Origin of the sequence: Belliella aquatica, from assembly GCF_014637795.1 — a bacterium.
GTDB lineage: Bacteria > Bacteroidota > Bacteroidia > Cytophagales > Cyclobacteriaceae > Belliella > Belliella aquatica.
Window position 1 is genome coordinate 488,918 of sequence record NZ_BMFD01000001.1, and the last position, 26,794, is coordinate 515,711.

The 26,794-nt window shown below is 38.2% G+C and carries 25 protein-coding genes; 19 read left to right on the forward strand and 6 right to left on the reverse strand.

The genetic code is table 11. From position 1 onward, the window contains the following. Positions 1–3: 3 nt before the first annotated feature. Positions 4–405, reverse strand: coding sequence for a DUF4783 domain-containing protein (locus tag IEV57_RS02020; RefSeq protein ID WP_229744208.1), 402 nt, complete (start codon positions 403–405; stop codon positions 4–6). 217 nt (positions 406–622) lie between these two features. Between IEV57_RS02020 and gpmI the strand changes: the two genes are divergently transcribed. After that, positions 623–2,146, forward strand: coding sequence for a 2,3-bisphosphoglycerate-independent phosphoglycerate mutase (gene gpmI / locus IEV57_RS02025; RefSeq protein ID WP_188439096.1), 1,524 nt, complete (start codon positions 623–625; stop codon positions 2,144–2,146). Beyond that, positions 2,146–2,703 carry a hypothetical protein gene (locus IEV57_RS02030; RefSeq protein ID WP_188439098.1) on the forward strand — a complete coding sequence of 186 codons (558 nt, stop codon included), beginning with the start codon at positions 2,146–2,148 and terminating at the stop codon, positions 2,701–2,703. The genes gpmI and IEV57_RS02030 overlap by 1 nt, the downstream gene beginning before the upstream one ends. Before the next feature lie 229 nt (positions 2,704–2,932). Here IEV57_RS02030 and IEV57_RS02035 read toward each other — a convergent pair whose 3' ends face one another. Both IEV57_RS02035 and IEV57_RS02040 read right to left on the reverse strand, forming a co-directional pair. After that, on the reverse strand, positions 2,933–4,438 hold the full coding sequence (locus IEV57_RS02035; RefSeq protein WP_188439100.1) for a sodium:proton antiporter: 1,506 nt from the start codon (positions 4,436–4,438) through the stop codon (positions 2,933–2,935). Between the two features lie 192 nt (positions 4,439–4,630). After that, entirely contained in the window at positions 4,631–5,857 is a 1,227-nt protein-coding gene (locus tag IEV57_RS02040; RefSeq protein WP_188439102.1) for a Glu/Leu/Phe/Val dehydrogenase dimerization domain-containing protein, read from the reverse strand. A 281-nt stretch (positions 5,858–6,138) separates the two neighbouring features. Between IEV57_RS02040 and IEV57_RS02045 the strand changes: the two genes are divergently transcribed. Further along, positions 6,139–6,615, forward strand: coding sequence for a hypothetical protein (locus tag IEV57_RS02045; protein ID WP_188439104.1), 477 nt, complete (start codon positions 6,139–6,141; stop codon positions 6,613–6,615). A 408-nt stretch (positions 6,616–7,023) separates the two neighbouring features. Here the strand turns inward: IEV57_RS02045 and IEV57_RS02050 are convergent, their stop codons facing one another. After that, the gene (locus IEV57_RS02050) at positions 7,024–8,085 is read right to left on the reverse strand and encodes an anhydro-N-acetylmuramic acid kinase (RefSeq protein WP_188439106.1); all 1,062 of its coding nucleotides are present in this window, start codon (positions 8,083–8,085) and stop codon (positions 7,024–7,026) included. Positions 8,086–8,225: 140 nt separating this feature from the next. On the opposite strand from IEV57_RS02050, the gene IEV57_RS02055 reads away from it, so the two are divergent. From IEV57_RS02055 to IEV57_RS02110, 12 genes are all read left to right on the forward strand, one after another. Continuing rightward, positions 8,226–8,951 (forward strand): type III pantothenate kinase, encoded by a 726-nt coding sequence (locus IEV57_RS02055; RefSeq protein WP_188439109.1) that lies wholly within the window; start codon positions 8,226–8,228, stop codon positions 8,949–8,951. After that, a complete protein-coding gene (bamG, locus tag IEV57_RS02060; protein WP_188439111.1) occupies positions 8,935–10,218 on the forward strand; it encodes a BamG family beta-barrel-assembly machinery protein in 1,284 nt (427 codons plus the stop codon). The genes IEV57_RS02055 and bamG overlap by 17 nt, the downstream gene beginning before the upstream one ends. 11 nt (positions 10,219–10,229) lie before the next feature. Continuing rightward, a complete protein-coding gene (locus IEV57_RS02065) occupies positions 10,230–11,534 on the forward strand; it encodes a tetratricopeptide repeat protein (RefSeq protein WP_188439113.1) in 1,305 nt (434 codons plus the stop codon). 80 nt (positions 11,535–11,614) lie between these two features. After that, positions 11,615–12,217, forward strand: coding sequence for an LPS export ABC transporter periplasmic protein LptC (gene lptC, locus IEV57_RS02070; RefSeq protein ID WP_188439115.1), 603 nt, complete (start codon positions 11,615–11,617; stop codon positions 12,215–12,217). Positions 12,218–12,240: 23 nt separating this feature from the next. Continuing rightward, on the forward strand, positions 12,241–12,459 hold the full coding sequence (locus tag IEV57_RS02075) for a hypothetical protein (RefSeq protein WP_014771806.1): 219 nt from the start codon (positions 12,241–12,243) through the stop codon (positions 12,457–12,459). After that, entirely contained in the window at positions 12,459–13,745 is a 1,287-nt protein-coding gene (locus tag IEV57_RS02080) for a hemolysin family protein (protein ID WP_188439117.1), read from the forward strand. The genes IEV57_RS02075 and IEV57_RS02080 overlap by 1 nt, the downstream gene beginning before the upstream one ends. A 74-nt stretch (positions 13,746–13,819) precedes the next feature. After that, positions 13,820–15,931, forward strand: a complete 2,112-nt coding sequence (locus IEV57_RS02085; RefSeq protein WP_188439119.1) for a peptidylprolyl isomerase — start codon at positions 13,820–13,822, stop codon at positions 15,929–15,931. Positions 15,932–16,125: 194 nt separating this feature from the next. After that, positions 16,126–16,392 (forward strand): DUF493 domain-containing protein, encoded by a 267-nt coding sequence (locus IEV57_RS02090; RefSeq protein ID WP_188439121.1) that lies wholly within the window; start codon positions 16,126–16,128, stop codon positions 16,390–16,392. A gap of 12 nt (positions 16,393–16,404) precedes the next feature. Continuing rightward, positions 16,405–16,632 carry a 4a-hydroxytetrahydrobiopterin dehydratase gene (locus IEV57_RS02095; protein WP_188439123.1) on the forward strand — a complete coding sequence of 76 codons (228 nt, stop codon included), beginning with the start codon at positions 16,405–16,407 and terminating at the stop codon, positions 16,630–16,632. A 1-nt stretch (position 16,633) separates the two neighbouring features. Then, the gene (gene rsmI, locus IEV57_RS02100) at positions 16,634–17,317 is read left to right on the forward strand and encodes a 16S rRNA (cytidine(1402)-2'-O)-methyltransferase (RefSeq protein WP_188439125.1); all 684 of its coding nucleotides are present in this window, start codon (positions 16,634–16,636) and stop codon (positions 17,315–17,317) included. A gap of 133 nt (positions 17,318–17,450) precedes the next feature. After that, on the forward strand, positions 17,451–18,248 hold the full coding sequence (locus tag IEV57_RS02105; RefSeq protein WP_188439127.1) for an inositol monophosphatase family protein: 798 nt from the start codon (positions 17,451–17,453) through the stop codon (positions 18,246–18,248). Positions 18,249–18,333: 85 nt separating this feature from the next. Continuing rightward, a complete protein-coding gene (locus tag IEV57_RS02110; RefSeq protein ID WP_188439129.1) occupies positions 18,334–21,348 on the forward strand; it encodes an AsmA-like C-terminal region-containing protein in 3,015 nt (1,004 codons plus the stop codon). A gap of 277 nt (positions 21,349–21,625) precedes the next feature. Here the strand turns inward: IEV57_RS02110 and IEV57_RS02115 are convergent, their stop codons facing one another. Continuing rightward, positions 21,626–22,531, reverse strand: a complete 906-nt coding sequence (locus IEV57_RS02115) for an AEC family transporter (RefSeq protein WP_188439131.1) — start codon at positions 22,529–22,531, stop codon at positions 21,626–21,628. Positions 22,532–22,625: 94 nt separating this feature from the next. On the opposite strand from IEV57_RS02115, the gene IEV57_RS02120 reads away from it, so the two are divergent. Further along, positions 22,626–22,856, forward strand: a complete 231-nt coding sequence (locus IEV57_RS02120) for a hypothetical protein (RefSeq protein ID WP_188439133.1) — start codon at positions 22,626–22,628, stop codon at positions 22,854–22,856. On the opposite strand, the gene IEV57_RS02125 is transcribed toward IEV57_RS02120, so the two are convergent. Beyond that, positions 22,853–23,227 (reverse strand): UDP-glucuronosyltransferase, encoded by a 375-nt coding sequence (locus IEV57_RS02125; RefSeq protein ID WP_188439134.1) that lies wholly within the window; start codon positions 23,225–23,227, stop codon positions 22,853–22,855. The two genes, IEV57_RS02120 and IEV57_RS02125, sit on opposite strands and share 4 nt — an antisense overlap. A 203-nt stretch (positions 23,228–23,430) precedes the next feature. On the opposite strand from IEV57_RS02125, the gene IEV57_RS02130 reads away from it, so the two are divergent. The 3 genes from IEV57_RS02130 to IEV57_RS02140 all read left to right on the forward strand — a co-directional run bounded on the left by IEV57_RS02130 (position 23,431) and on the right by IEV57_RS02140 (position 26,517). Next, complete coding sequence (locus tag IEV57_RS02130; protein WP_188439136.1) at positions 23,431–23,658, forward strand: hypothetical protein; 228 nt, start codon at positions 23,431–23,433, stop codon at positions 23,656–23,658. Positions 23,659–23,807: 149 nt separating this feature from the next. Next, positions 23,808–24,170 (forward strand): DUF8478 family putative metalloprotein, encoded by a 363-nt coding sequence (locus IEV57_RS02135; protein ID WP_188439138.1) that lies wholly within the window; start codon positions 23,808–23,810, stop codon positions 24,168–24,170. A 79-nt stretch (positions 24,171–24,249) separates the two neighbouring features. After that, complete coding sequence (locus IEV57_RS02140) at positions 24,250–26,517, forward strand: TonB-dependent receptor (protein WP_188439140.1); 2,268 nt, start codon at positions 24,250–24,252, stop codon at positions 26,515–26,517. The last annotated feature ends 277 nt before the right edge of the window (positions 26,518–26,794 follow it).

Sequence of the window (26,794 nt, forward strand, 5' to 3'; positions counted from 1 at the left end):
AAATTAGTATCTGATGATTTCTAAACTGTAGATTTTATAGACTTCCTGATAAATTTTTCCCTTGATCAAAATCCTATATGCCTCACCCATGGAGGTATAAGTACCGATATAATGTTTGATTTGTTCGCCTGAATAACCTTCATGGAGTATCTCAAAATCTTCGGGTGGATACTTCTTGAAAAAATCTCTTAAGACTAATTCCGCTTGATTTTTAGAAAATTCTCCTTGACTACCATTAATATTTAGCTCAACACCATTTTCAAAATGTCTCGCCAAATCTTTACTTGACCCATTTTTGAATGATACAAAAATTACCTCATTTTCTACTTCGGTACTCGCAAATGTAAAAAGCGATAGGCTTAAAAGAACAAAAAAAGAAATCAATATGGGCACTATTTTATTCATGTCTGTCGGTGAAACAAATTCTAAGCCAAAGAAATAGCATCTATTAATAAATACCAAACTATTGTTTCAATCTCTTAGAATCTGCAAAATCTATCATGTTATAATTATGAATTATAGATGAAGCGCTAAAATAAATTTGAAAAGACAAATAAGAATGCTCATTTTTGAGGTTCTATAATTGGAAATTAAACCTATTAGAAATACCTATATTTGCACTATGAAGAAGAAAGTAATACTGATGATTTTGGATGGATGGGGAATTGCACCCAATCCCAGCGTTTCAGCTATCGATAAAGCCAATACTCCTTTTGTAGATAGTCTTTTTGAAAAATACCCGCACTCTAAATTAGAAGCTTCAGGTCTTGCTGTTGGTCTTCCCGAAGGTCAAATGGGAAATTCAGAGGTTGGGCACATGAATATTGGTGCAGGAAGAGTGGTCTATCAAGATTTAGTAAAAATCAACAAAGCAGTAGCAGATGGTGATTTAAAGGAAAATTTAATTTTGAAAGAAGCATTTCAATATGCGATAGAATCAAATAAAAAGGTCCACTTTATCGGATTGCTTTCTGATGGTGGAGTTCATGCTCATATCAATCACCTCAAAGGCCTTTGTGACGCTGCAAAAGCAAATGGTTTGGAAAAAGCCTATATCCATGCATTTACAGATGGTCGAGACACTGATCCTAAAGGTGGGATAGGTTATCTTCAAGATTTGCAAGACCATCTAAAGGATTCCACAGGTGAAATCGCTTCTGTAGTTGGAAGATATTACGCGATGGATAGAGACAATCGTTGGGAGCGTGTCAAACTCGCTTATGACGCGATGGTTTTGGGCGAAGGAGAAATGTCAAAAGACATCCTAACTTCGATCAAAAAGTCCTATGAAAACGGCGTTACTGATGAATTTATTCGTCCCATTGTCAAAGCAAATAAAGAAGGGAAACCCTTAGCTAAAATCGAAGAAGGTGACGTTGTCATTTGTTTCAACTTCAGAACTGATAGAGGAAGAGAAATCACACAAGTGCTTACTCAGAAGGATTTTGAAGACTATAAAATGAAGAAACTAGCTTTGAATTACATCACTTTCACAAGTTATGATGAGACATTCAAAGGTGTAAAAGTACTTTTTGAAAAAGATAATCTTCAAAATACAATCGGGGAAGTCTTAGCCGCTCATGGCAAAAAACAAATCAGAATTGCCGAAACAGAAAAATATCCTCACGTCACATTTTTCTTCTCCGGCGGGAGAGAGAAGGTCTTTGAGGGAGAAAGCAGGATTCTTTGTCCATCTCCTAAGGTGGCAACTTATGATTTGAAGCCTGAAATGAGTGCTTTTGAAATTGCAAATAAGATCAAGCCTGAATTGAAAAAGAAGGAAGTTGATTTTGTGTGTCTGAATTTTGCCAATCCTGATATGGTAGGGCACACAGGTGTGTTTGATGCCGCCGTTAAGGCCTGCGAAGCAGTTGACAAATGCGCAGAAGATGTTATAACTCACGCTTTGCAAAATGGGTACACGACTATCGTCATTGCTGATCATGGAAATTCGGATGTGATGATCAATGAAGACGGCTCGCCAAATACAGCGCATACCACTAATCTGGTGCCTTGTATCATGGTAGATGATCAAGACAGATTAGAAGTCAACGATGGAAAACTTGGTGATTTGGCGCCTACTATTTTAACCTTGCTCGGTGTAGCAATTCCTGCAGAAATGACAGGGCACATTTTATTGAAATAATGATGAAAAAAACTATTTGGATATTCTTTTTGACAACAATTATCGCTTGTCAAACTCAAACATCAGATAAGGAGGATTTCGATCCTCCTTATTTTCAATTAGAGCAATTTATTGAGGAACAAGCTTCAAAATTGGAAGGAAAGTCCTTGCAAAAGGAAATTCAGATTAAAGAAACAGTCGAAAAATTTGAAGTTACACCTAATCAGGAAGAGTGGCTGAGAGAATTGGATTTTTTCATTCAAGCCGATATCAATAGACCCGCTCTTGCAAAAGCGTATTCAATCACTAAAGATGATTCAGAAACGATTTACGATCTGAAAAAAGGAGAGAAAAGTAAGCTAAAATCTCTCAAGATTTTATATAATGACAAGCAAGAAGTTAAGAGAATCGAATTTGTAATTGGTTCTGAGAATACGTTTTATGAAACTGAAACAACAGGTTGGCTGCTTATGAATGTTGATGCAGGCATCATAGATTCATTTGAGATAGATGGGAAGCAAAAAGTGGTTTTTTTAGATCCCATCTTGATGCATGTGAAAGCTAGCGTGAAAGATTGAAATAGAATTGATTTCGATTCATCTATTTATAAAATCTGATTCATTGGTCATTTCTTATTAGGAGTCACTTCTAATTTCAGAAGCAATATTTACCACGAAGGAGAATACCAAGAATGCACAAAGGTCACAAGTTTATGCTTGTGACCTTTGTGTTGTTCTCTACAACAAAACATTTTGAAAAGTTAAAATTCAAAACTTGAGTTATAAAACAAACCAAACTTTATTGATGCTATACAAAAGCAAAGAAGATCAACCAAATAATCACCAATACAGGTAGCAAAATTGGAATGGAGAATCTGATAATGTATCCGAAGAAGGAAGGCATTTTAATTCCACTTTGTTCTGCGATCGATTTCACCATAAAGTTCGGACCATTTCCGATATAGGTCATGGCACCAAAGAAAACAGCAGCAAGAGAGATTGCCATCAACTCAAAAGCTGAATCTTCATAGTTATTCATCGCAAAATCTTTCACCATCGCTACATTGCTGATTTCTGCTCCTTGTGAAGCCATAGCAGCAGCAAGGAAATTGAGGTAAGTTGGTGCGTTATCTAGCACACCTGAAAGGATTCCTGTTCCCCAATAAAGCGTATTATGAGTAATCAAAGCAGCACCTTCGGGTGATTTGGCAAAGTTTCCAACCAACTCCAATGCAGGCATCATGGTGCCAAAAATTCCTATAAATATAAAGGCAACTTCTCTGATTGGCTCGAAATTGAATTCATTCCCTTTGATTGCTTTTTGATCAGCAAACTTGAAAGAGAAATAGGCTACTGAAAGCATGATGATTTCTCTTAAGAAAGAGAATTTTTGTCCATCATAATGGATCGCAGGAACCCATTCGATTACGTTTGGATCTAAAAACACCGATGCTATGACTACTGCCAGCCAAAGGAAATTTCTCGACCCAATCAAGGCGAATTTATTCGTGTAGGTAATTTCTTCTAACTCGTCATCATTGGCTTTACCCATTTTTCTATCAATAAAGTAGAAAACTGTAGCTAAAAATGCCAAAGCTACCAGCCACGCAGGCCAATTGTGTTCCAATGTCCAGAAGAAAGGAATGCCTTTCAGAAAACCAAGAAATAACGGAGGATCCCCGATTGGAGTTAATGACCCCCCCACATTACTCACCATAAAGATGAAGAAAATGATGTGATAAGCTTGAATATTACCTTTGTTTAACCTGATGAATGGTCGAATAAGCAACATAGAAGCTCCTGTCGTTCCGATTAGATTAGAAACCAATGCACCAACCAAAAGTAAGGTCACATTGGCCATTGGAGTGGATTTCTTGTCTATTTCTATCAAAATCCCACCCGAGGCGATGTAGAGAGAAGCAAGCAAAGCAATAAACTGAACATATTCAGCTAAGGCATGAACAGGTCCGTGGACATTGTCTAATACAAATAGGTAGTAAAAAACAACTAATATGGCTAAGCCAACAGCTACTTTGGGATAATTGTGATGCCAAAAATGCTCGTAAAACAAAGGTCCTGTTGCAATCATAAGTAGCAAAAGCACAAAAGGAATCACCAACCAAACAGGAGCAGCATGGTGATGTTCTTCATGAGCTTCATCATGAATATGAGCAGCAACACTGGATATTGGGTTATCCTGAGCGGTAGTATCTTGTATTTCGGTTTGAGTTTCTGCTTGCGCTTTAACTTCTGAAATGTTGAAAACAAAGAAAATTCCAGAAAGCAGCAAAATAGCAGCAATAAAATTCTTCATTCAAATGTTATTAAGGGGTATATCGAAAGATTAGCCTAATTCCTAGCATATACTTTTAGAGATTAGTTCATGGCTCTAAAAGATTTTATACCGCTAAACTACTTATTTTGAATGAAAAGCACTAGTGAAAACAGATCAGTCAGTTCCAAATAATTTAAATTATCTGATACTGACTGATGATTGGTTAATTTGTTATACGAGTTGCTTGAGCGCTATTTCAAAAGAAGCCTGTGCGATCTTAGTTTTTTGTGGATTGACTTCGTGTGTTTTTTTCAAAGCTTTTGCAATGGTCTTGCTCACATCTTTGAAGATCCCATCATCTGTCAATTCTACCTTATCAGACATCAAATAAGCAAATACTCTTGCCATACCACAGTTTGCAATAAAATCAGGAATCACAGAAACTTGTTCATCTGCCCACATTCCTGTAGGACCGAAGAAAATCTCAGGATCTGAAAATGGCACATTTGCTCCACATGAGATTACTTCCAATCCAGCCTTCACCATTCTTTCAGCTTGGTCTTTATTAATCAATCGAGATGCTGCAGCAGGAATAAATATCTCAGATTTCAAATCCCAGATCTTTGCATTGATTTCATCAAATGGAATCATATTTTCTGCTACCAATTTGTTGCCCTCTCTAAGGATAAATAGTTCTCTGATTTCGTCAAGACTGAAACCTTCTTCTTTGATTAGACCACCGTCTCTATCAATGATACCAACGATTTTCACGCCTTCCACTGCAAGGAAACAAGCAGCAGCAGCACCGACATTTCCCCAACCTTGAATGACAGCTTTTTTTCCTTTGAGTTGACCACCCCAGATTTTGTAATAATGTCTCACCGCTTCAGCCACGCCAAAACCGGTGATCATATCGGCTACTGTATATTTTTTGGGTCCATTCGGCGTATAATCTGGATCTTCCAAAACTTTGGAAACTCCTTGACGCAATTGACCTATTTTTCTGATTTTTTGAGGTTCTGTAGCGTTGAAATGGCCATTTACCACACCTTCTTGTGGATGCCAAAGGCCATAGGATTCCGTGATAGGAATGACTTCATGGATTTCATCAACATTCAGGTCTCCGCCTGTTCCATAGTAGTTTTTCAATAAAGGTATGACCGCTGCATACCATCTTTTGAGAACTTCAGATTTTCTTGGATCATTTGGGTCAAAATTGATTCCTGATTTTGCACCGCCGATCGCAGGTCCTGAAACTGTGAATTTCACTTCCATGGTTTTGGCAAGAGACTCTACCTCTCTTTTGTCCAAGCCTTTTCTCATCCTTGTACCACCACCCGCTGCACCTCCACGCAAAGAGTTAATCACAACCCAACCTTCTGCTTCTGTCTCACTATCGCTCCATTCAAACACAATCTCCGGTTGCTTATTCTCAAATTTCTTGAGTAAATCTTTCATCTGTATAAAATTTGGGTTTAAATCTTAGGCAAAAATAGAAATATTTGGGAGATAGACAGTATGGATATGGATTTTGAAGAATTTAGAAAACTAATAAATTCGATTCACATTGTCTACAGATTTGATGAAATGCATTTTCTCTATTTCTTGATTATTAGACTACTTGGAGTTCATTAATTTTTTGAGTTTAATTCTAGACTTTTGCAACTTGGATCACAGTCTAACGTAACTAAAAATATGATTTTGTTTTTTTTTGATTATTTAATTAAAAACTAATGTATATGAAAAAGATAACGTTAATTCTTTTCTTTCTTGCTTTTGCTTTTACTTCTTTTGGTCAACAAGCAAATACTTTTATAGACACAAAAAACCGTTTGCTTTCGGCTCCAAAATACTATCAAAATGAAACTCGTCTTAAAAACAGCGAAATAAAAACATTGATGGAGTTAAATTCAGATACTAAGCAATTTTTGGATAAAGCATTGAGAAGCCAAAAAATAGTATTGCCACTTTATGTGATCACGACTGTAGGTTTAATTTCTACCTTTTTCATAAGTGATTCTGGGACAAGAGATATTGTTGGCCTTTCGGCTACGGGTCTAGGAATCACTGCCTCAATATTCGAAGCCAATTACAACCTTAATGTGCAAAGAGCTGTCAATTTATACAATAAGAACTTATTTGAAGGTCAAAAGACAAGTACGAGATTAGATTTTAAAGTCGATCCCCTGGCATCTGGACTGGTATTAACTTTCTAAAAAGAATCCTCTTATCATCGTTCTATTTGCACACGGAACCTGTCCCGAAAATCGGGATGACACGGATTTTGCAGATTTCCACTGATTTTATTCGCTTAGCAAGGTGTAGATTGCATCTACACCCTCAATATCTTTTGGATTTGCTATAAAATTTTGTCACCCTTTTTTTGATCAGCGATCATCCGCCCAATCTGCTCAATCAGCGTTCTATTTGCACACGGATGATACGGATTTTGCGGATTTCCACTGATTTTATTCGCTTAGCTAGGTGTTGTATCTACACGCTCAATATCTTTTGGATTTGCTATAAAATTTTGTCATCCTTTTTTTGATCAGTGACCATCTGCTCAATCAGCTCAATCAGCGTTCTATTGACACGCATATTTTTCGGGTTTCCACTGATTTTGTTTAAATACCATAAATCATCCCCCCACAACTATCCCTGCTTGCTCCTGTGACAGAAGCCAAGCAGTTATTTTCGTTCCTTAAGCGAAGCACTCCCAAAAAGGCAAAAATCAGCGCTTCTTTAAAGTCGATAAGGATTGGATCAGCTTTAGGAATATCGAGATTTTCCCCCATAGCTTTTCTTAATTCTTCCATAAAAAAGCTATTGTAAGCACCTCCACCAGTTACAAGCATCTTCCCTTTTGCTTGCGGGATGACTTTTTTGATCTGATAAACATAGTGGATGATTAAGGTATGTAATTTATCCTCCATCGGTACATTAGGGTACTTTTCCAAAATATCATAAAATACCCCAAGATCTTCTCTTCCCAGAGATTTGGCTCCTCGTTTATGGTAAAATGGAATTTCATTGAGCTCTCTTAAAATTTCAGGGAACAAAACACCGCTGCTTGCGAGAGTTCCTCCTTTGTCATAAGGCATCCCCTTTTGCTGAGCATAATGATTCAGAAGCAAATTGAAAGGGCAGACATCAAAGGCAGTCCTTTGACCTGCAGCATCCAAACTGATATTGGCAATGCCACCCAAATTGATACAGTAATCATACACATCGAAAAGCAGCATATCTCCGATAGGAACCAAAGGTGCACCTTGGCCTCCTAGTTGCACGTCAAGCATGCGGAAGTCATTGATAACGGGCAAGCCAGAAGCCGCATGCAGCGCCCAGCCATTCCCGATTTGAAGACTAAGACCTTTTTCAGGTTGATGGAAGACCGTGTGGCCATGTGAGGCGATGGCCTCTACTTGGATCTGATGCTTTGCGACAAACTTTTTGCTTTCCTCGCCCATCCATTTTCCAAAGGCAACATCCAAAAGATGAAGCTCCAGGCTTGACAGCTGATGTGAATTTTTGAGTTGATTTTCTAAATCATTTGGAAAAGCCACCGTTTCTGCCTCTATAATTTTAAAAGTCCATTTCTCAGATTTTTCAAATTGACAATAGGCGATATCAAGACCATCTCCGGAAGTTCCGGACATCAAGCCGATCAAATGGTATTGTTGAGACATAGTAAGGGGTTAATTTTTGTTAAATATTCAGCCTTAAAGTTAAAAATAATCTTTTCAAAACAGCCCGATGTTGAAAATGACTAATTTAGCCGAATGTTCAAAATGAAAATTTCAGCATTCGGGAGTAAACTTAAGCTTATTTGAGAAATCTGATCATCGATATTGGCAATACAAGAATCAAAACAGCACTTTTTGAAGAAGCGCACATTGTTCTTGAAAAGGCTTATGAATCCTTAGAGGATTTCATGCTTGAAATTGGAATGCTGGACTTTGAGCATTGCATCATCAGCTCGGTGAAATTTAGCGAAGCAGAGTTGAAAATAAAGTTGGACTTTCAATTCCTCTACTTGACAAGACAGACGGCAATTCCAATCACAAATAAATATGGGACGCCCGACACCTTGGGAGTAGATCGAAAAGCCGCTGCGGTAGGTGCCAGAGCTATGTTTGGTAAAGGCAATTTGCTTTCCATTGATTTAGGAAGTTGTATCACGTATGATTTTCTAAACCAGAAAAATGAATTTCTTGGGGGAGCTATTTCGCCAGGCTTGAGAATGCGATTTCAAGCCATGCATCAGTTGACAGCAAGATTGCCTCTAGCGGAATTAAAAGAAAATAAAAAAATAAATATAATTGGAGACCGAACTGAATCAGGACTTCAGAGTGGCGTATATCATGGTATCCTCTTCGAAATCGAAGGGTTTATAGCAGCTTATGAGCAGCAACATCAAGATTTAAAGGTCATTATTTGCGGAGGAGACTCAAAATTCTTTGAAACCTTAACAAAAGACCACATATTTGTAATCCCCAATTTGGTCCTTTATGGATTGAATAGAATTTTAACTTACAATGTCAATAAAAAATAGATTACGATTAATAGGTGCTGTAGGTGCCATTTTCATATTTTCAGAATCTTTTTCTCAATCAAGTGCTTCTTCTTACAGTGCACTTGGACTTGGAGAATTCAACTACGGAGGACTTACCCAAAATCAAGCCATGGGTGGACTAGGAATTAGCTACGGTACAGCTTGGTCTATAAATAATGTCAATCCCGCACTTGCTTCTAGAAACACAGTTTTTAATTTTCAAGCCGCAATGAACTACCGTTCTGTTCAGGCTGCAACAAGCTCAGAAAGCGAGAGTCTAGATGGTGGAGGCTTATCGTATTTAGCTTTGTCGTTACCGATCAACTCAGGGAAAATGAGTGTTGGTATGGGATTAAACCAAATAAGTGGTGTGAATTACAACATTTTGGTAAATGGGCAAGTTGCTAATTCAGATTTAAGATCTATCAATCGTGTAGAAGGAGATGGTGGGATTTCAGAAGCTTACATATCAACAGGATACATGATTGCCAAAAACCTGAGTGTAGGTATTCATGGATCTTATTTATTTGGATCAACCATAAGAACGAATCAATTATCCTTAGTAGACAGCGCAGGATTTGAAGTGGGGACTACTTCTGAGTATTATGAAAGGTTCACTGTGTCGGATGTCACGGTAAAAGGAGGAATTCATTATTTCTTCAAAACAGGTGCTAGAAGTAACCTACACCTAGGAATGATTTATCATGCATTTGGAGATATCAGAGGCAAGCAGTTTGCAAAGGTGGCTGACTTGGGCAATGCAAATAACCCAGATCAACCAGGTGATGTGATCAATGATGACGAGCGAGGAAAAATTTTCCTTCCTAATAAATTAGGTTATGGTATATCTTTCGAAAAAATTAATAAATTTGTAGTTGGACTAGAAGCACAGTTCCAAGACTTTACCGATTATAGGTCCTTTTCGGGAGAGTCGGGAGAGCTTGGCGAGAGCTTCAAAATAGGATTGGGTGGTCAATGGACCCCTGATGTCACTTCTATGGATAACATGCTGAAACGCACCATGTACCGAGTTGGACTCGAATATCAGCAAACTCCTTATATAGTCAACCAATCCCAGATTACGGATATTGGCATCAATTTTGGAGGTTCGATTCCAGTAAACTCCCTGTCTATGGTAAATCTAGCCGTGAAAGTCGGGACAAGAGGCTCGACAGATAATGGACTAATTAGAGAAAATTATGTAAACTTTAGTTTAGGATTTTCTCTTAACGATAACACGTGGTTTTATAAACGATCATTTGAATAAACAAAACACCTATGAAACTTAAATTTGTATTAGCCGGGATAGTGACCTTCATGGTGGTGGGATTTGCCCAAGCACAGGACGGATGGAATTGGCCATCTGATGAAGAAAAAGAAAAAACAGCTAGAGAGTATAATGCTGCTTATGTAGATTATATGAACTCAGAACAATTTGTAGAAGCAACCAAACCACTCAGCTGGTTATTGGTGAATGCTCCTGATTTGAATGAATCTATATACATCAATGGTGTAAAAGTATATCATGGAGCTGCTGGTGCTGTTTCAGATGAAGCTCAAAAAAGAGTTTATCAGGATTCTGTAATTACAGTTTTCGATCTTAGAAAAGAGAAATTTGATAATGAAGCAAGATGGATCGAAAATAAAGCTTTCTATTCTTACATTTATTATAGAACTGATAAAGCTAAAATACCAGCTTCTATAAAATCATTTGAAAGGGTAATTGAAGTGAATAAGAATTTTGAATCAGCTCAGTTGCTTCAAGCATATTATGATTTAGTTTATCGAAATTATGCTTACAATAAAGCATATTCAAAAGAAGAAATCATTAGTAAATATGATGAAATAACTTCTTTTGTTGAGATGGCTGAATCGAATGGAACTGATGTTTCTGTACCAATTTCAACAAGAGATCAATTAATTGTTGCAATGGAACTGATTGATTGTGACTTCATTGAAAATACCTTAGGCAAGAAATTAAAAGCTAATATGGGTGATGAAGCTTTAGCTAATCAAATCTTCAAATATTCTGTACAATATAAATGCACAAATACAGAAGCGTTTATGACTTCTTTGGAGTTAATAGATTCTAAAAATCCAACATTCGCTACGTCTCAAGTAAGAGCATTGAGATACTTGCAAAATAGAGAATATGATAAAGCGCAACCGATCTTGGAGAAGGCTTTGACACTTGCTGAGGATGACAGTCAAAAAGCTGATGTGTACATGGACTTGTCTAAAGTACATGCACAAGCAGGAAGAAAAAGTGCTGCTAGATCTGCTGCTATGGAAGCTGCAAAGTTAGATCCAGAAAGAGCAAAAGACGCTTGGTTAACTGTAGCGCAATTGTATATGGAATCATTTAACGATTGTAAAGGTGGCGTAAGTAGAGCAAAAGACAGATCAGTATATATCGCAGCTTACAATGCTTACCAAAGAGCAGGAAGTTCTTCTGGAATGGCCTCAGCGAGAGCCCAGTTCCCCTCTAAAGAGGAGTTATTTACTGAAGGTTTACAGCCAGGTTCCACCATTAATACAGGATGTTGGATTGGTGAGACTGTAACTTTGGCAACAAGAGACTAAGAATAAAATTATTTAGATATTAAAAAGGCGGTTTTAAAACCGCCTTTTTTCTGTTTTTAAGCATTACGTATATTTGATCCATGTTGAGATTACTGTCCTTTGTATTTATTCTACTTGTAGTGAGCTTTAGTTCTTGCAAGGAAGAGGTGGATACGAGTTTTATGGAGTCCTATCTTGGTCCTACAGGTATAGGATATGACATTGACCTCGTTCACTCCGATAGTACGCAGATCAAAATCAATCTCAAGGCCAAAAAACAATTAGAGTTCTCTAGTGGAGATTATGAATTTCCCGAAGGAATAGAAATATTCTTTTACGATGACAAAGGAGAACTCACGACCACGATCCGTGCGGACAGAGGATATTACATCAGAAAAGATGATGTTTACAGAGGAGAAGGGGATGTGCAGGTGGAGAACATGGAAAAACAGCAAAAATTGGCTTCTGAGGAATTATTTTGGAACCCGACCACAAAAAGAATATACACGGAGAAATTCGTCACCATCCAAGATCCTCAGCGCTTGATTAAGGGTACTGGGATGGAAGCGGATGAATCATTCAGTGAATATGAAATCAAGAAAGTGATTGACAGTAGGACGATCATTCCGGGTGAAGAGAATGAAATCAAGCAGAACAAAACGGATGTTCAGGGAGATGATAATCAACGCCAAATTCCAGAGTAACATTGGAAAATAATTGTTAATAGATGAAATTACTAGATATAATTCTTTTATCATTATCTGCCGCTTTGGTGATAATAGGTACGCATTTGACGATAACGACAGGAATCTCTTTGTCTTATCCAGTCTTTATGCTGGCAGTAGTTTTTTTATTTTGGTACAGATATCGGAAAAACGCTGCTATCTTTGAAGAAAAAGAAAAGGAGCAGCAGTCAAAAGCTAAAAAATCCAGTAAAAGGAAGTAATGGAATATCAGTATTTTACCTATGTATTGATTACACTAATTTTTTCAGGCCTGTTTTCGGGCGTTGAGATTGCTTTTATTTCGGCAAATAAGCTTCAAATTGAGCTTCAAAGCAAGCAAGGCCAATTATCAGGAAAAATCCTTTCCAACTTTGTAAAAAGACCTGGGCAATTTATAGGCACAACTTTAATTGGAAACACCATTGCTTTGGTGCTATACGGTATCTTCATGGCGAGTCTTCTCGAGCCTTGGATTCAGGGTTGGGTTCCAGATAATTTTGACAATCAAGTCAGTATCATGCTGATTCAGACTGTGCTTTCTACCATATTGGTGCTGATCACGGCTGAGTTTATTCCCAAGAGTATTTTTATGCTCAATCCGAACAGTTTGTTGGCGGGACTTTCTGTGCCATTTATGATTATTTACATCATCATGTATCCGGTGGTGTGGTTTGTGGTAGGTCTTTCCAGGTTTTTTATCACCCATGTTTTGAGATTAGAATATTCTGAAGACAAGCCAGTTTTTAAGGTTACAGACTTGAATAGTTTTATTCAAAATAACCTACATGCAGCAGGAGAAGATGCTAAAGTGGAGGTCGATTCTAAGATTTTTGATAATGCCGTAGAATTCAAAACCATTCGAGTGAGGGAATGCATGGTTCCCCGTACAGATATTGCCGCGGTAGAGATTGATGAGAGTATTATCGAATTGAAAGAAGTCTTTGCTGAAAGTGGTCATTCAAAGATCATCGTTTACCGCGAGACGATTGATGATGTAATTGGGTATTGTCATCAATTAGAATTATTCAAGAAGCCGAAGACCATTGAAGATATTCTAACTCCGATCATTATTGTTCCAGAATCGGCTCTTGCTAATGAGCTTTTGGTACAATTTATTCAAGAGCGTAAAAGTTTGGCTTTAGTAGTGGATGAATTTGGTGGAACCAGTGGAATTGTTTCCATGGAAGACATCATCGAAGAGATATTTGGAGAGATTCAAGACGAGTATGACAATGATGATTTGGTAGAACAGAAGGTTTCCGAGTACGAATACCTGATGAGCGCCCGACATGAGATAGATTATTTGAATGATAAATATAACTGGGAATTGCCATATGGAGAGTTCGAAACACTCTCTGGTTTGGTGATTTCATTGGCTGAAAATATCCCCAATAAAGGTGAATCCGTCACCTATGGGGCATTTACCTTTACCGTAGTGGCCAAGCAGGACCACCGCATAGATACTTTGAAAATCAAAGTCAATTCCGCACTAATTTCCAAGAAGTAATTTATTGACAGCGATAATATTTTGAATTTAGCTTTAGATGTAATTATTTTGCGGCACTTCAAAAAACCAGAAGAATGGCATTAATTAAAAAAATCAGACAGAGAACAGGTCTTGCAATCGGTGTAATTGCAGTAGGTTTGATATTTTTCCTCGTAGGAGGAGACATATTGAGCCCTAATTCAACCCTTTTGGGTGGCAATTCCAATGAAGTAGGTGAGATTGCAGGTGAAAGTATTTCTTATGAAGAATACCTTCGTAAAATAGAGGATGTCAAATTCTCTTTCCAGCAGAATACAGGTAGAACTCCATCAGAGCCGGAGATGTATAGCATACGTGAACAAGCGTGGCAAGCATTGATCGTCGAGAAGGTTTTCAAAGACCAATATGAAGAATTAGGTCTTACTATCTCCGATGCGGAATTGGTAGACATGGTTCAAGGTCAAAATATCGTTGCTGAATTAAGACAACAGTTGGTAAATCCCGCTACAGGTGAATTTGACCGAAGTCAATTGATTACGTTTCTTCAGAGTTTAGAAACTGCGGGTCCAGAGCAAAGAGCTTTTTGGGCACAGCAAGAAAAGCTTTTTGCTGATGCGAGATTGAGAATCAAATATGACAACTTGTTGGCTACTTCTGAGTACGCCACGACAGCTGAAGCTAAACTACAGCACAAAGCGTCTAATAGCATTGCCGATGTGGATCATGTATTCATTCCATTCTATGCTGTTCCAGATTCTGAAGTAGAAGTTTCAGATGCAGACTTGAAGGCTTACATCAGCAAGCATCAAGACAAATTTAAAGTGTCTAATTCTGCGGATCTAGACTATGTGGTTTTTGAACTTCAGCCAAGCAGTGAAGACTCTGCGAGAGTGATTTCTGAAATCACAACTTTAACAGAGGAATTGAGAGCTACTGAGACCGACTCTGCTTTTGCAATCAGAAATTCAGAGGGTGAAAATCCTTTTAGAACATATCTTCCAGGTGATAACCTTCCAGAGTCATTGACTTTGAATGTAGATGAAATTGTAGCAGGTGAGACTTATGGTCCATTTATTACGCCTAATTCAACTTATGTTTCTTATAAAATCAATTCGAAATATAATGGCACGGCAAGAATGCGTGCGAGTCATATTCTTTTCGGAACGAATGGCCTTGAAGACGCTGCAAAAGCAGAGGTAAGAGCAAGTGCAGAAGAAGTATTGAAAGATATCCAAGAAGGATTAAACTTTGCGACAGCAGCATCTCAATATGGACAGGACGGTACTGCTCAAAGAGGTGGTGACTTAGGTTGGTTTGCAAAAGAAGACTTCGTGACTGAATTTGCAGATGCAGTTTTCGCGGCTAAATCTACTGGTTTGATTAATACATTGGTCGAAACAGAATATGGCTTCCACATTATCAATGTGACAGAGATGCCAAAGACTGAGACAACCAAGGTTGCAACGATTGAATTAGAACTAGGTCCAAGTGATGCGACCAGAAATGATGCATTTAGAAATGCAGATGCTTTTGCGGCAAACTCTGGAAATGCGAGTGAATTCAAATCAAATGCTGAAGCTTCAAACTACAGAATCATTCAAGCAAATGGAGTAGATGCATTTGCTAGAAACTTAAACAATCAAACCAACGCAAGAGAAATCATCAGATGGGCATTCAATGATGCTTCAGTGGGTGGTGTTTCTCAAGTATTTGAATTAGACAATAGCTATGTTGTAGCTTCTTTGAGAGGTATATATGAAGAAGGTACTGCATCAGTTGAGCAAGCGAGAGTACAGGCAACTATCCAAGTAAGAAATGAAAAGAAAGCTGCAAAAATCTCTGAAAAAATCAAAGGAATGGCAACGCTTGAAGAAATGAAAGCAACATTTGATGATGCCGCTTCTTTAGGAAATACAGCTGATTTGAATCTAGGTGCTAGTGTATTGCCTGGCGTAGGTTTTGCACCAAAAGCAATTGGAGCAATCTTCGGATTGAAAAACTCAGGAGAGATGACCAAACCAATTCATGAAGATGTTGGAGTTATCGTTGCTAAATTGAATTCAATCACTCCAGCAGGTGAAGTAGCAGATTATACAAGCTTCCAAAATCAAATCACTCAAAACAATTCCCAGAGAACTGCCTACATGATTATGATGGCATTAGAGGATTTGGCTAAAGTGAAAGACTACAGATACAAATTCTTCTAAGAAAGAATAATAATTACAAAAAACCCGTGACGAACTCACGGGTTTTTTTGTGTAACACAATTTTTCTTTTCTGCTGGTATTATCCACTAAAAAGAATGTGTTTGGATCATTTCCATCTTCCGTGGACCGTTGACCATCGTCTGTTGACTTTTTTATTTTTTTCAATCACGTTTATCCCTTAAATTCGTAATCATATGAACAAGACATTCGATAAAGAAGCTTTCAAGGAAAAACTAGAAGCTCAGATGACCTTTCCGGCTTTGTATATGTTTAAATTTATCGTTCCCGCGGGACAAGAACATGAAGTAGCTGCTCTTTTGCCAAATAATGCAATCGAAACCAAAAGCTCTAGCAAAGGAAAATATGTGAGTGTAACTATTCAAGCCATGATGGGATCAAGTGGCATGGTGTTGGATGTTTATGAACGTGCTTCTAAAATAGAAGGCGTAATCTCACTTTAAATCAAAAACAAGATGTGGAAAGAAGAAAATAATAAACTGGTAAGAACTTTTGAATTTGGTGACTTCCAAGAAGCTTTTGCTTTTATGACAAGAGTTGCTTTTTTGGCAGAAGCTCAAGGTCACCATCCGAATTGGAGCAATGTTTACAACTCGGTAACGATCGAGCTTACAACCCATGACAAAGGAAATGTGGTAACAGAGAAAGACAAAAAGTTAGCCGCTGCGATCGACAAAATTTAAGATGCCAGAAGATAAACATATTCATCTCTACCTGATCCCCACACCGATTGGTAATCTAGGTGATATTACACTACGTGCTATCGAAGTTCTCAAATCAGTAGATGTCATCCTTGCCGAAGATACAAGAACGACAGGGAGGCTACTCAAACACCTTGAAATCCAAAGACCACTTCAAAGCTATCATATTTTCAATGAGCATAAGACTGTTGAGAAATTGATCGAGCGAATGGAAAGAGGTGAAGTAATGGCGATGTGTAGCGATGCGGGCACACCTGCGATTTCAGATCCAGGTTTTCTCCTTGTCAGAGCTGCGCGGGAAGCAGGACTTGAGGTGAATTGTCTTCCGGGAGCTACTGCCTTTGTTCCTGCATTGGTAAATTCTGGGCTGCCCAATGATCGATTTACTTTTGAAGGATTTCTCCCCCATAAAAAAGGAAGAAAAACCAGAATCGAGAGTTTGCTCGAAGAAGAAAGAACCATGATCTTTTATGAATCACCTCATCGCCTTATGAAAACTTTGGTGCAATTTTCCGAGGCATTTGGAGAAGAGCGCATGGCTTGTGTTTCTCGAGAATTAACAAAAATCTACGAAGAAAACGTCAGGGGAACCTTGGCCGAACTGATTACCTATTACGAAGAGCATCCGATCAAAGGAGAAATCGTCTTAGTGGTGCAAGGGAAATAGAAAATGATATTTGTGGATATTTTAATGTTAAGATAGCTAGTTATTGGTTATCAGTTAATTAGTTTCCAAAGGCATCCCCATATAATATCCACAAGTATCTAATAAAAAATATCAACTCAACCAACTCAAAACCATGATTGATTTAAGTCAAGTCCTTGATCAGACTAAGAGTATTGCCAAAGAAGCGGGCGCTTTTATCAGAAAAGAGCGTCAGCATTTTGACCTCAAAAAAGTAGAAGAAAAAGGACTGAACGACCTCGTTTCCTACGTGGATAAGGAGGCAGAAAAGATCATTGTTGACAAACTTTCGAAGGTCTTGCCTGAAGCAGGGTTTATCACAGAAGAAGGTACTCGAGAGGAAGAAAATAAAAATTACACTTGGATCATCGATCCACTTGATGGCACTACTAATTTTATTCATGGAATCCCTGTTTTCTGTGTGAGTATTGGTTTGATGAAAGACAATGAAATTGTACTAGGGGTAGTGTATGAAGTGAATCTTCATGAATGCTTCTATGCCCTCAAAGGTCATGGAGCTTTCTGCAATGACACGCCAATTCATGTCAGTGCTGCACCATCACTTTCTCAAAGCTTGATTGCCACGGGTTTTCCTTATAGTGCTTTTGCTCAGATTGATGAATACTTAGAAATCATGAAGGTTTTGATGCAAAAATCCCATGGATTAAGAAGACTCGGAAGTGCTGCTGCTGATTTATGTTATGTGGCCTGCGGTAGAATGGATGCGTATTTCGAGTACAACCTCAACTCCTACGATGTAGCGGCAGGGTCTTTGATTGTACAAGAAGCAGGTGGAAAAGTAACAGATTTCAAAAAAGGCGATGACTTCATCTTTGGAAGAGAAATTATTGCTGGAAATAAACCTGTTCATGAAGAACTTTGGAAGGAACTTGACCAAATCTGGAATAAATAATCCTTTTCTAATTCTTTTTCATTTATCGCTTCTCTACTTTCTATCACTTTACGTTTAAAGTATTTGGGATTAAAAATTCTATTTTATGAAAAAGACATTCATTATCATACTGACAGTTTTTGCTTTTCTCTTGGTTGCTTTGATAGCAGTGCCATTTATTTTTAAAGATAAAATCATTGAGCGCATCGACAAGGAAATTGCTCAGTCTGTCAATGCACAAGTTCACTACGATTTCAACAACATCAGTTTGAGTGTTTTCAAGCGCTTTCCTGATGTCAGCGTGACATTGCGTGAATTTGGTATTACAGGAAATTCTCCTTTCCAAAATGATACGCTAGTTCATGTGGATCAACTGCAAGTAGATTTCAATTTGAGGTCTGTACTTTTTGCAGATACACCTTCGCTATCGGGGATGCATTTGGATGGTGGTAGCATTTATGTAAAAGTGCTCGAAGATGGCCAAGCCAATTATGATATTACAATTCCTTCAGAAGAGATAGCTGAATCTGAAAGCACTTTTGAAATTGGTGTTGACCTGATCGAAGTCAAGAACCTCAATTTCATTTATGACGATAGGCAATTGGATTATTTTATGGCTCTTGGAAATGTCCGCATGATAGGGAAAGGAAACTTTACCGCAGACGTGTACAAACTGCCAGTGGAAATGAATGCTTTAATTGCTGATGTAACTTACGAGGGCACGAATTACCTGAGAAACAAAAGCTTTAGAGGGAACACCAATGTGGATGTGGATATGGAAAACATGAAGTTTGCATTCTCAGATGGTGAATTTACAGTTAATGATTTCCTTTTTGATCTCTTTGGTTACGTTGCCTTACCAGCTGATGATATTGAATTTGACATAGAGTTTGCAGGAAAAGACAATACCTTCAAAAGCATCCTGTCTCTCGTTCCAGGAATCTACTCAGAAAGTTTTGAAGGAATCAAAACCTCTGGAACGATGGATTTCAAGGGGTTTTTCAAAGGAATTTATAATGACAATAGCTTTCCTTCATTCGATATCAATTTGAATGTGGTAGATGGGATGTTCCAATATCCTGATTTGCCAAAACCTGTCAGCAATATCAATGTGGCCATGAAAGTGGTCAATACAACGGACAACTTGGATTTGACCAAAGTCGATATTTCGGCATTCAACATGAATTTCGGAAGCAATCCGATTTCTGGTCGTTTGCTTTTAGAAAACTTAGTGACTTATGATATTGATGGGAATCTGGTCGGGAAATTGAATTTGGAAGAATTGACTTCTATTTTTCCGATTGAAGGAATGACGCTGAAAGGCATGCTCGATGTCAATGCTACGGCAAAAGGCAGATATGATTCTGTTGCCAATATCATTCCGAGTATCGATGCCAAAATGTTCCTCACCAATGGATATGTGAAAAGCGCTGATTATCCTGCCCCGATCGATAAGCTGAATGTCAACGCAAGTATCTTGAATACAAGTGGAAATATGAATGATTTCTTGGTCAACCTGAGCAATTTTGGTTTTGAACTGGAAGATGAAAGAATCAATGGAAACATGAGGATTCAGGATTTTGAATTGTTGAATTGGGATGGTGCGATAGAGGGAACTGTTGATGTAGGGAAAATGATGGCCATTTTTCCTATTGAAAATACCATCATGGAAGGGAAAATCATCGCCGATCTGAAATCAAAAGGATCATACAAAGATGTAGAGGAAGGAAGATTCAACCGATTGGATACGCGTGGAGAAATGTTGGTTCAGAAATTCTATTACACGTCAACAGACTTGCCACAAGGAATTAGGATCAATGATGCCAAAGCAGATTTCACTCCAGAAAGAATCAATTTGACAAAATTTGACGCACGAGTTGGCGAAAGTCCACTGACCGCTTCAGGTTTCTTGTCCAATTACATGAATTATTTCCTGAAGGATGATGAAACGCTCAAAGGACAGCTTGCATTACAATCACCAAAATTCAATGTGAACCAATGGATGGTTGAATCCGGCGATTCAGAAGATTCGGAGTTGACCGTGATCGAATTGCCGAAGAACATTGACTTTACCATGGATATTGCTGCCAACGAAGTGCTTTATGACAATTTGAACCTAAAGCAAGTGAAAGGCAGCATGACACTGCGTGAGGGAATTTTAACCTTTCGAGAAGCTTCTATGGCCACGCTAGGTGGTCAAGTAGTCATGAATGGATCCTATGATCCTCGTGATCTTACAGCTCCAAAATTTGATTTGAATTTCAATGTAATTGACTTGAGTATTGCAGAGGCATTTAATTCACTCAATACCGTAAAAGTACTTGCCCCAGTGGCTCAGCATTTGACTGGGAAATTTTCCACAAAGTTTGATTTTGCTGGACTCTTAGGTCAGGATATGATGCCAATATTAGCATCTTTGGATGGTAAGGGAATATTGAGGATCCTCGATGCCGCATTGAAAGACAGCCCTGTTTTAAAAGGAGTGACTAGTCTGACCAAGTTAAATGATACCAATACGATTCAATTTAAAAATCTAAACTTGCCGATAGATATAGAAGATGGGATGCTAAGTCTAAGGCCTGTTGATCTGAAACTTTGGGATTATCAAGCCAATATCCAAGGAAGTACTGGTTTTGATGGATCCATTAATTATCTGATCAACATGCAAGTTCCCGCAGGTAAATTCGGTTCTCAAGCCAATAATTTGCTAGCAACTATTTCAGGTACAGAAGCTACAGGTTCTACGCTTATTCCAGTTTCTATCAATCTTGGAGGAACATACAACAGTCCTAAAATTGGGCTTTCTGGAGAAAATTCAATCGAGAGTTTGCTGACAAATGCTTTGAGATCAAGAGTAAGTTCTGAAAAGGAAAATTTGCAAGCAAAAGCGACTGAGCAATTTAAAGCTGCAGAAGATAGCATCAAGAGTGAATTAAAATCCAGGTCAGAAGCACTTCAAGACAGTGCCAAAAAAGAAGCAGAGAAAAAGGTGTCTGAAACAAAAGATAAAGCAGTAGAAGAAGCCAAAAGCATCCTTCGTGGAGTCTTAGGCAACAAGTCCAGGCCTGTCGTCAAGCCAGATACCGTGAAGATAGATACTACTAAAACTGGGACTAATTAGTGAATAGCTCGCAGAGGATCCATAGGTTATGTTGTTTTAACTTTGGAAAGTTTGAATGTTTTAAAGTTGTGAGGATAGCTTGATTAATATTGGGTTTCAGTTATGACCCTGAAGGTTATCGATTTATTTTTCCTCTGCGCTTCTTAGCGTTTCACCGCGGCAAAAATATTTAAGCCGCAGAGGTTCGCAAAGGAACGCAGAGGGGATTTTTGAAATACATAATCAAAACTTTTCCTTTTGGGACCTTTGCCCCTCAGCGCCTCTTAGTGAGAACTTTTTACCCTAGAATAAAATACCAAATCCCAATAGTCACAAATGATAGAGGGATTCCTATGCCTACCAAGAGCGAGGCTAACTTGGGTTCTAAATTGTGCGAAATGGCAATGATAGAACCCGTGATCATTGGGGCCATGGCAGTTTCGATGACGGATATCTTGAAGACAAAGTCCTCCAATCGAAATACAAACCCAAAAAGAACAAAGATCACCGCCGGAATCAACACCAACTTATACCCTAAACCTAACCAAAGGTATTGCGAGCGAATAGCATCTGCACTGACTTTGATTTGAAGGCCAACCGCAATCAGCGCAACAGGGGTGAGGGTTTTTGCTATTAAATCAAAAATAGCAGAGATCCCAGCAGAAAATTGAAAATCTAATAAATTGAGCATGAAGGCAATGATGAAAAAGATGAATGGTGGGAATGTCAAGATCTTTCTTGTTATATCTCGCTTTCGTTTTTTCTCCTCAGAGTAGATAGAAGCCACAATTATAGCAACACTGCTGACAAGAATAAAGGATCCTGCCTGATCGATCAACAAGGCTATTTTTAGTGCTTCTTCTCCATAGAGTGCTTGGACGATAGGAAAACCCACAAAAGAAGTATTTGCCAATCCTGTGGTGATGATTAGACAGCCCGTAAGAGATTTTTTCCAATTGAGATGCTTGCCCAAGGTGCCAAAAAGTAACCAAGAAATGCCAAAACTTATCCAAGCAGTGGAAATAGGCCAAAGCAGAGACAGTTCCAACTCAATCTCGGGGATATATTTCAAGGCTAAAATGGGCAACACCACATAGATCAAGTATTTGTTAAGATACTGTGCGGTATTGGCAGGTACTTGCCGTACAAACTGAAGGCCAATGCCTGCGAGAAGAAAAATGATGACGATGATAAGGTTTGTCATAAGCAGAATTCCCCGAAAGTTAACACAATCGTAATTTGGTTTTAACCAACAAGTTAATTTTTTTGATTTGATTTGGGTTCAAAATAAGACAGTTATGACTAAACTAATACCCATAGAAATCGAAGGACAGAAGCTTGTGCAACTATCCCAACTGACCATTGATCAGGCGAACGACTTGAGGAGTTGGTTGCCATCTGATGGATTGAAAAAAGTCCATTTGCACGGAGTAGAATTACAGGATTGCCTTTCATTTGAGACTTACGAATACTGGTTCAAAACCAACCACGTGTTATCCAAGGCTTACGAGACCATTTTGGATTTTTAGATCATCCCAAAGGTCTTTCTCTTTTCGGCAAAATAGGCTTCGAGGTGATTGTAAATCAGACTTTCCGCTAGCGGGATTCCTGATAAAGTCAATTCAATATTTCCCTGAGCACTTTTTGGATCCACATCCATCGTCTCCGTCATAAAAATCAGCTCTTGAAGCGTCAGTGGCTGATCAGATTTTTCGGGATTCAGTTTGATTTCATTGCCATAAAAGTCAACTGCTTCATAGTAATACACACCATCCAAGGCATTGGCATAAATGCTAATTTCCTCACCCCACTGACTTTCAGGATAACTCAGCTTACAAAGCAGCGTATTCGGCCCTGTTCCATTGAAATAACTTTCCGGTCTATAGTTAAAATTGATCACGGAGTAAAATTAGGGATAATTATTTGTGATGGAAGCGTCAAAAAAGCTATAATCTTATAAATCTTCAATTTTGCTCAGATTGATTTTTGAATCGTTAATTATTTTAGACTTATATTTTATGTGTAAAATGTTATGTTTTCCTTTTAAAATCAAGGTTATAGTTTTACTTTGAATATTATTTAAAAATTATACCATTCAATCACATGAAAATTATAATACCATTCAATATATTTATTTTCATCTGGGCTGTTGTTGGAGTAGCAGTATTAGGTCATGGTCTTTTTGAGGACTTGATGAATGCAACATCATTTGGGAGACCAGATTACAGGACTACAATGGGAATATTTTGGTTTCTTTTATGTTTGTTATATGTAATCAATTATGTCAAGCATAAAAGAAAGTCAAAAAATATCTCTGAATTCATTTCTTAATTTTTTGGTGATTATTGCAGATCATAAATAAATCCACCACCCAAACCCCAAAACACCATCAAAAAGTAATTCTATAAAAGTCAAATCAACTTTCTTCGCTATATTCGCAACCAAACAGCAAATATCTAGTTTGAAGATTATTGTAAAGCGTGAGTCAATTTAGAAACATATTACCTCTTTTTAGCCACTTCTGTTTGGCATTGTTGCTAAGTGTTTTAGCGAACGGGGTATTCTTTTTTCACTCCCACGAGCTTGACAATGGCCGAATCATCACACACGCTCACCCGCTACTGACAGAGGAGCAGCAGGAATTACCGGATCATGGTCACACGGAAGAAGAACTGATTTACCTAGATCTTATTTCCCATGCTGAGTATTTTATTTTTGATTTTCAATTTGATTTTCAATCCCCTGATATTTCAAAAACTTCAGCAGATACGTTTGTAAAAGCAAAAGACTCTTTTGTAGAAATAGAAATTGGATTTGAGCATAGGGGACCACCTTGCATTTGATTTTTTTCTGATTTAAATCTCCTTTGTTTTACAGACAAAGAGAGTACTAGTTTTATTTTCCCAAATTAAAATCAACGCAATGCGATTAATGATACTAATTGCAATGTGCCTTATTTCCCTAGGTACATTGGCATCACAGAATAGAGATATTACAGGTAAAGTCATTGACAAGAATTCAAGAGAGCCGATTCCCGGTGTTTCCGTTTTCGTTCCCGAACTCAATCGAGGGGTGGTCACAGAATTGGATGGCACTTTTTCACTTGGATCAATGCCAGAAAGAAATATAACCGTACAGTTTTCCTATATCGGCTACGCTACTCAGATAGAAGTTGTAAGGCTTAGTACATCCAATAGGCAGGTTGTGATTGAACTCGAAGAGACTGTTTCTAATATTGATGAAGTGGTTGTCTCAGGAGCATATATCATGAGCAAAGAAAGCTCGCCCATTTCTATCGAAAAAGTAAGTAGAGATGCCATTCTAAAAATGCCTTCTCCAAGCTTGATGACTTCACTTACCAGAACACCTGGCGTAAATGAAATCTCTTTAGGTCCTGGGATCAGTAAGCCCGTGATTAGAGGTTTGTCATTCAGTAGAGTTTTGTCTGTCTATCAGGGAGCAAGATTCGAAAATCAGCAATGGGGTGCCGACCATGGTTTGGGTTTATCAGAAACGGGGATTGGTAACATTGAATTGATCAAAGGTCCGGCATCGATCATTTATGGTTCGGGCGCTATGGCAGGAGTTGTCAATTTGATTGAAGATAAAGATGCTGCTCCAGGAACTGTTGAGGGGGATGTGAATTTGAGAGGATACAGCAATTCTCTAGGTTTCCGAACTGATGCTGGAGCAAAAGGAGCGAGCGAAAACGGATTTTTATGGTCTTTGAGAGCAGCGGCAGAATCACATGCGGATTATTTGGATGGAGATGGCAATGCTGTCGGCAATACGAGATTCAATACACAAAATATCAAAGCGGGAGTTGGATTGCGCAAAAAATGGGGAGATACCAGATTACGCTACACTTATCTGAGACAAAACCTCGGAATCATTGATGAGGAAGATGTCAGTGAATTAGTGACAAACCGTGGAGACAGAAAAGTACAACTTCCTTTCCAAGATGTAAGAGATCACTTTATCAATTCAGAGACAAATATTTTTGTTGGTGAAGATCGCTTGAAAGCAACATTCGGCTATCACTTCAACTTTAGAGAGGAAGTAGAAGGGTCAGTAGATGAGGTGGATTTGGGTTTGAGGCAATCCAACTTCATGTATGATATCAAATACGCCAAAGAGCTATTCCCAAATGTTGAAGCGATTTTGGGAGTTCAGGGATTTTATTTGCAAAATGTGAATTACGAGGATGCTAATGAATATTTGATTCCTGATGCTAAAAAGGATGACAGATCGGTTTATTTCTTATTGAACTACAACAAAGACAAGTGGGTAGCTCAAGGTGGTATTCGATATGATTACAGAAAAGTAACAGCAGATGCGAGTGCGGATCATATTGTTGATTATGGATTCTTGCTTCCTGGAGAGCCAGCAGACAGAACATTAACCAGAACTTTTGATGGTGTCACAGCAAGTGCTGGGACGACCTTCAGGCCGAATTCTGCTTGGAGGTTTAGATTGAATGTGGCACAAGGATTCAGAGCGCCGGATTTGGGTGAGTTGTTTTCCAATGGACCACACCCGGGAACAAATAGATTTGAAAGAGGAAGTGCTGACTTTGTCAGAGAGCAGAATATTCAGTCTGATTTTGGTGTCAGATACAGCAGGTCAAATTTCTCTATCTCAGGAGAGGTGTTCTACAATCACATTGACAATTATATCTTCTTCGCTCCAACAGATGATTTTGTAGGCGATTTGACGGTTTGGGAATTTGAGCAGGCAGATGCAAGATTATATGGAGGTGAGTTGGAATTGGATATTCACCCAACAGCAGCCAAGTGGATTTCAGCATCTACTTCCTACAGCATGGTTATCGGCCAAAGAAGATCAGATATGAGCTATTTGCCCTATATCCCAGCATTTAGATGGAATCAATCAGTTGATTTCAGATTGAATAATGTAGGAGCTTTGAAGAATCCATACATCAGTGTTTTGGGTTCATACATTTTTGATCAAAACAGAGAAGCACCTTTGGAGGAAGCTACTCCAGGTTATTACTTGTTAGGACTAAATGTGGGAAGTCAAGTGATGATGGGTGGAAAAGCGCTTGATATCTACATCAGCGGATCGAATATGCTCAACAAAACTTACGTCGATCACTTATCCCTCTTCAGACCTTTTGGTGTGAATCAGATGGGTAGAAATGTAGCGCTGAATGTGAGGATTCCGTTTTAAGAAGCAAGAGAAAAAGGCGGACTTGATAAACTTAGCAGGTGAAAATAACCCTTCAGACATTTAGTTTGGAGGGTTATTTGGTTTTGTGAGTTTTGGGGAAAACTTATATCGAATAGTTTGATTTTTTAATAATTAGATTCTAAAAAGAGCAATCAAGTTTTGAAACCTCAAGTCAATTGTAAACAGAAAGTTGATATAAGACAAAAAACCCATTAAATCTTATCTTTCTATTTTGGAATTTTTAAAATCAGGCTTTTTAAGCTAGTTTAGCTTTTTG

Excerpts from the sequence above, each read along its gene's own strand:
- IEV57_RS02090 (WP_188439121.1), top strand. The coding sequence starts at position 16,126 with ATGAACAAGACATTCGATAAAGAAGCTTTCAAGGAAAAACTAGAAGCT.
- IEV57_RS02105 (WP_188439127.1), top strand. The coding sequence starts at position 17,451 with ATGATTGATTTAAGTCAAGTCCTTGATCAGACTAAGAGTATTGCCAAA.
- IEV57_RS02035 (WP_188439100.1), bottom strand. The coding sequence starts at position 4,438 with ATGAAGAATTTTATTGCTGCTATTTTGCTGCTTTCTGGAATTTTCTTT.
- IEV57_RS02110 (WP_188439129.1), top strand. The coding sequence starts at position 18,334 with ATGAAAAAGACATTCATTATCATACTGACAGTTTTTGCTTTTCTCTTG.
- IEV57_RS02120 (WP_188439133.1), top strand. The coding sequence starts at position 22,626 with ATGACTAAACTAATACCCATAGAAATCGAAGGACAGAAGCTTGTGCAA.
- IEV57_RS02040 (WP_188439102.1), bottom strand. The coding sequence starts at position 5,857 with ATGAAAGATTTACTCAAGAAATTTGAGAATAAGCAACCGGAGATTGTG.
- IEV57_RS02080 (WP_188439117.1), top strand. The coding sequence starts at position 12,459 with ATGGAATATCAGTATTTTACCTATGTATTGATTACACTAATTTTTTCA.
- bamG (WP_188439111.1), top strand. The coding sequence starts at position 8,935 with ATGTCAATAAAAAATAGATTACGATTAATAGGTGCTGTAGGTGCCATT.
- lptC (WP_188439115.1), top strand. The coding sequence starts at position 11,615 with ATGTTGAGATTACTGTCCTTTGTATTTATTCTACTTGTAGTGAGCTTT.
- gpmI (WP_188439096.1), top strand. The coding sequence starts at position 623 with ATGAAGAAGAAAGTAATACTGATGATTTTGGATGGATGGGGAATTGCA.
- IEV57_RS02085 (WP_188439119.1), top strand. The coding sequence starts at position 13,820 with ATGGCATTAATTAAAAAAATCAGACAGAGAACAGGTCTTGCAATCGGT.
- IEV57_RS02095 (WP_188439123.1), top strand. The coding sequence starts at position 16,405 with ATGTGGAAAGAAGAAAATAATAAACTGGTAAGAACTTTTGAATTTGGT.
- IEV57_RS02115 (WP_188439131.1), bottom strand. The coding sequence starts at position 22,531 with ATGACAAACCTTATCATCGTCATCATTTTTCTTCTCGCAGGCATTGGC.
- IEV57_RS02065 (WP_188439113.1), top strand. The coding sequence starts at position 10,230 with ATGAAACTTAAATTTGTATTAGCCGGGATAGTGACCTTCATGGTGGTG.
- IEV57_RS02130 (WP_188439136.1), top strand. The coding sequence starts at position 23,431 with ATGAAAATTATAATACCATTCAATATATTTATTTTCATCTGGGCTGTT.
- IEV57_RS02030 (WP_188439098.1), top strand. The coding sequence starts at position 2,146 with ATGATGAAAAAAACTATTTGGATATTCTTTTTGACAACAATTATCGCT.
- IEV57_RS02045 (WP_188439104.1), top strand. The coding sequence starts at position 6,139 with ATGAAAAAGATAACGTTAATTCTTTTCTTTCTTGCTTTTGCTTTTACT.
- IEV57_RS02050 (WP_188439106.1), bottom strand. The coding sequence starts at position 8,085 with ATGTCTCAACAATACCATTTGATCGGCTTGATGTCCGGAACTTCCGGA.
- rsmI (WP_188439125.1), top strand. The coding sequence starts at position 16,634 with ATGCCAGAAGATAAACATATTCATCTCTACCTGATCCCCACACCGATT.
- IEV57_RS02075 (WP_014771806.1), top strand. The coding sequence starts at position 12,241 with ATGAAATTACTAGATATAATTCTTTTATCATTATCTGCCGCTTTGGTG.
- IEV57_RS02140 (WP_188439140.1), top strand. The coding sequence starts at position 24,250 with ATGCGATTAATGATACTAATTGCAATGTGCCTTATTTCCCTAGGTACA.
- IEV57_RS02020 (WP_229744208.1), bottom strand. The coding sequence starts at position 405 with ATGAATAAAATAGTGCCCATATTGATTTCTTTTTTTGTTCTTTTAAGC.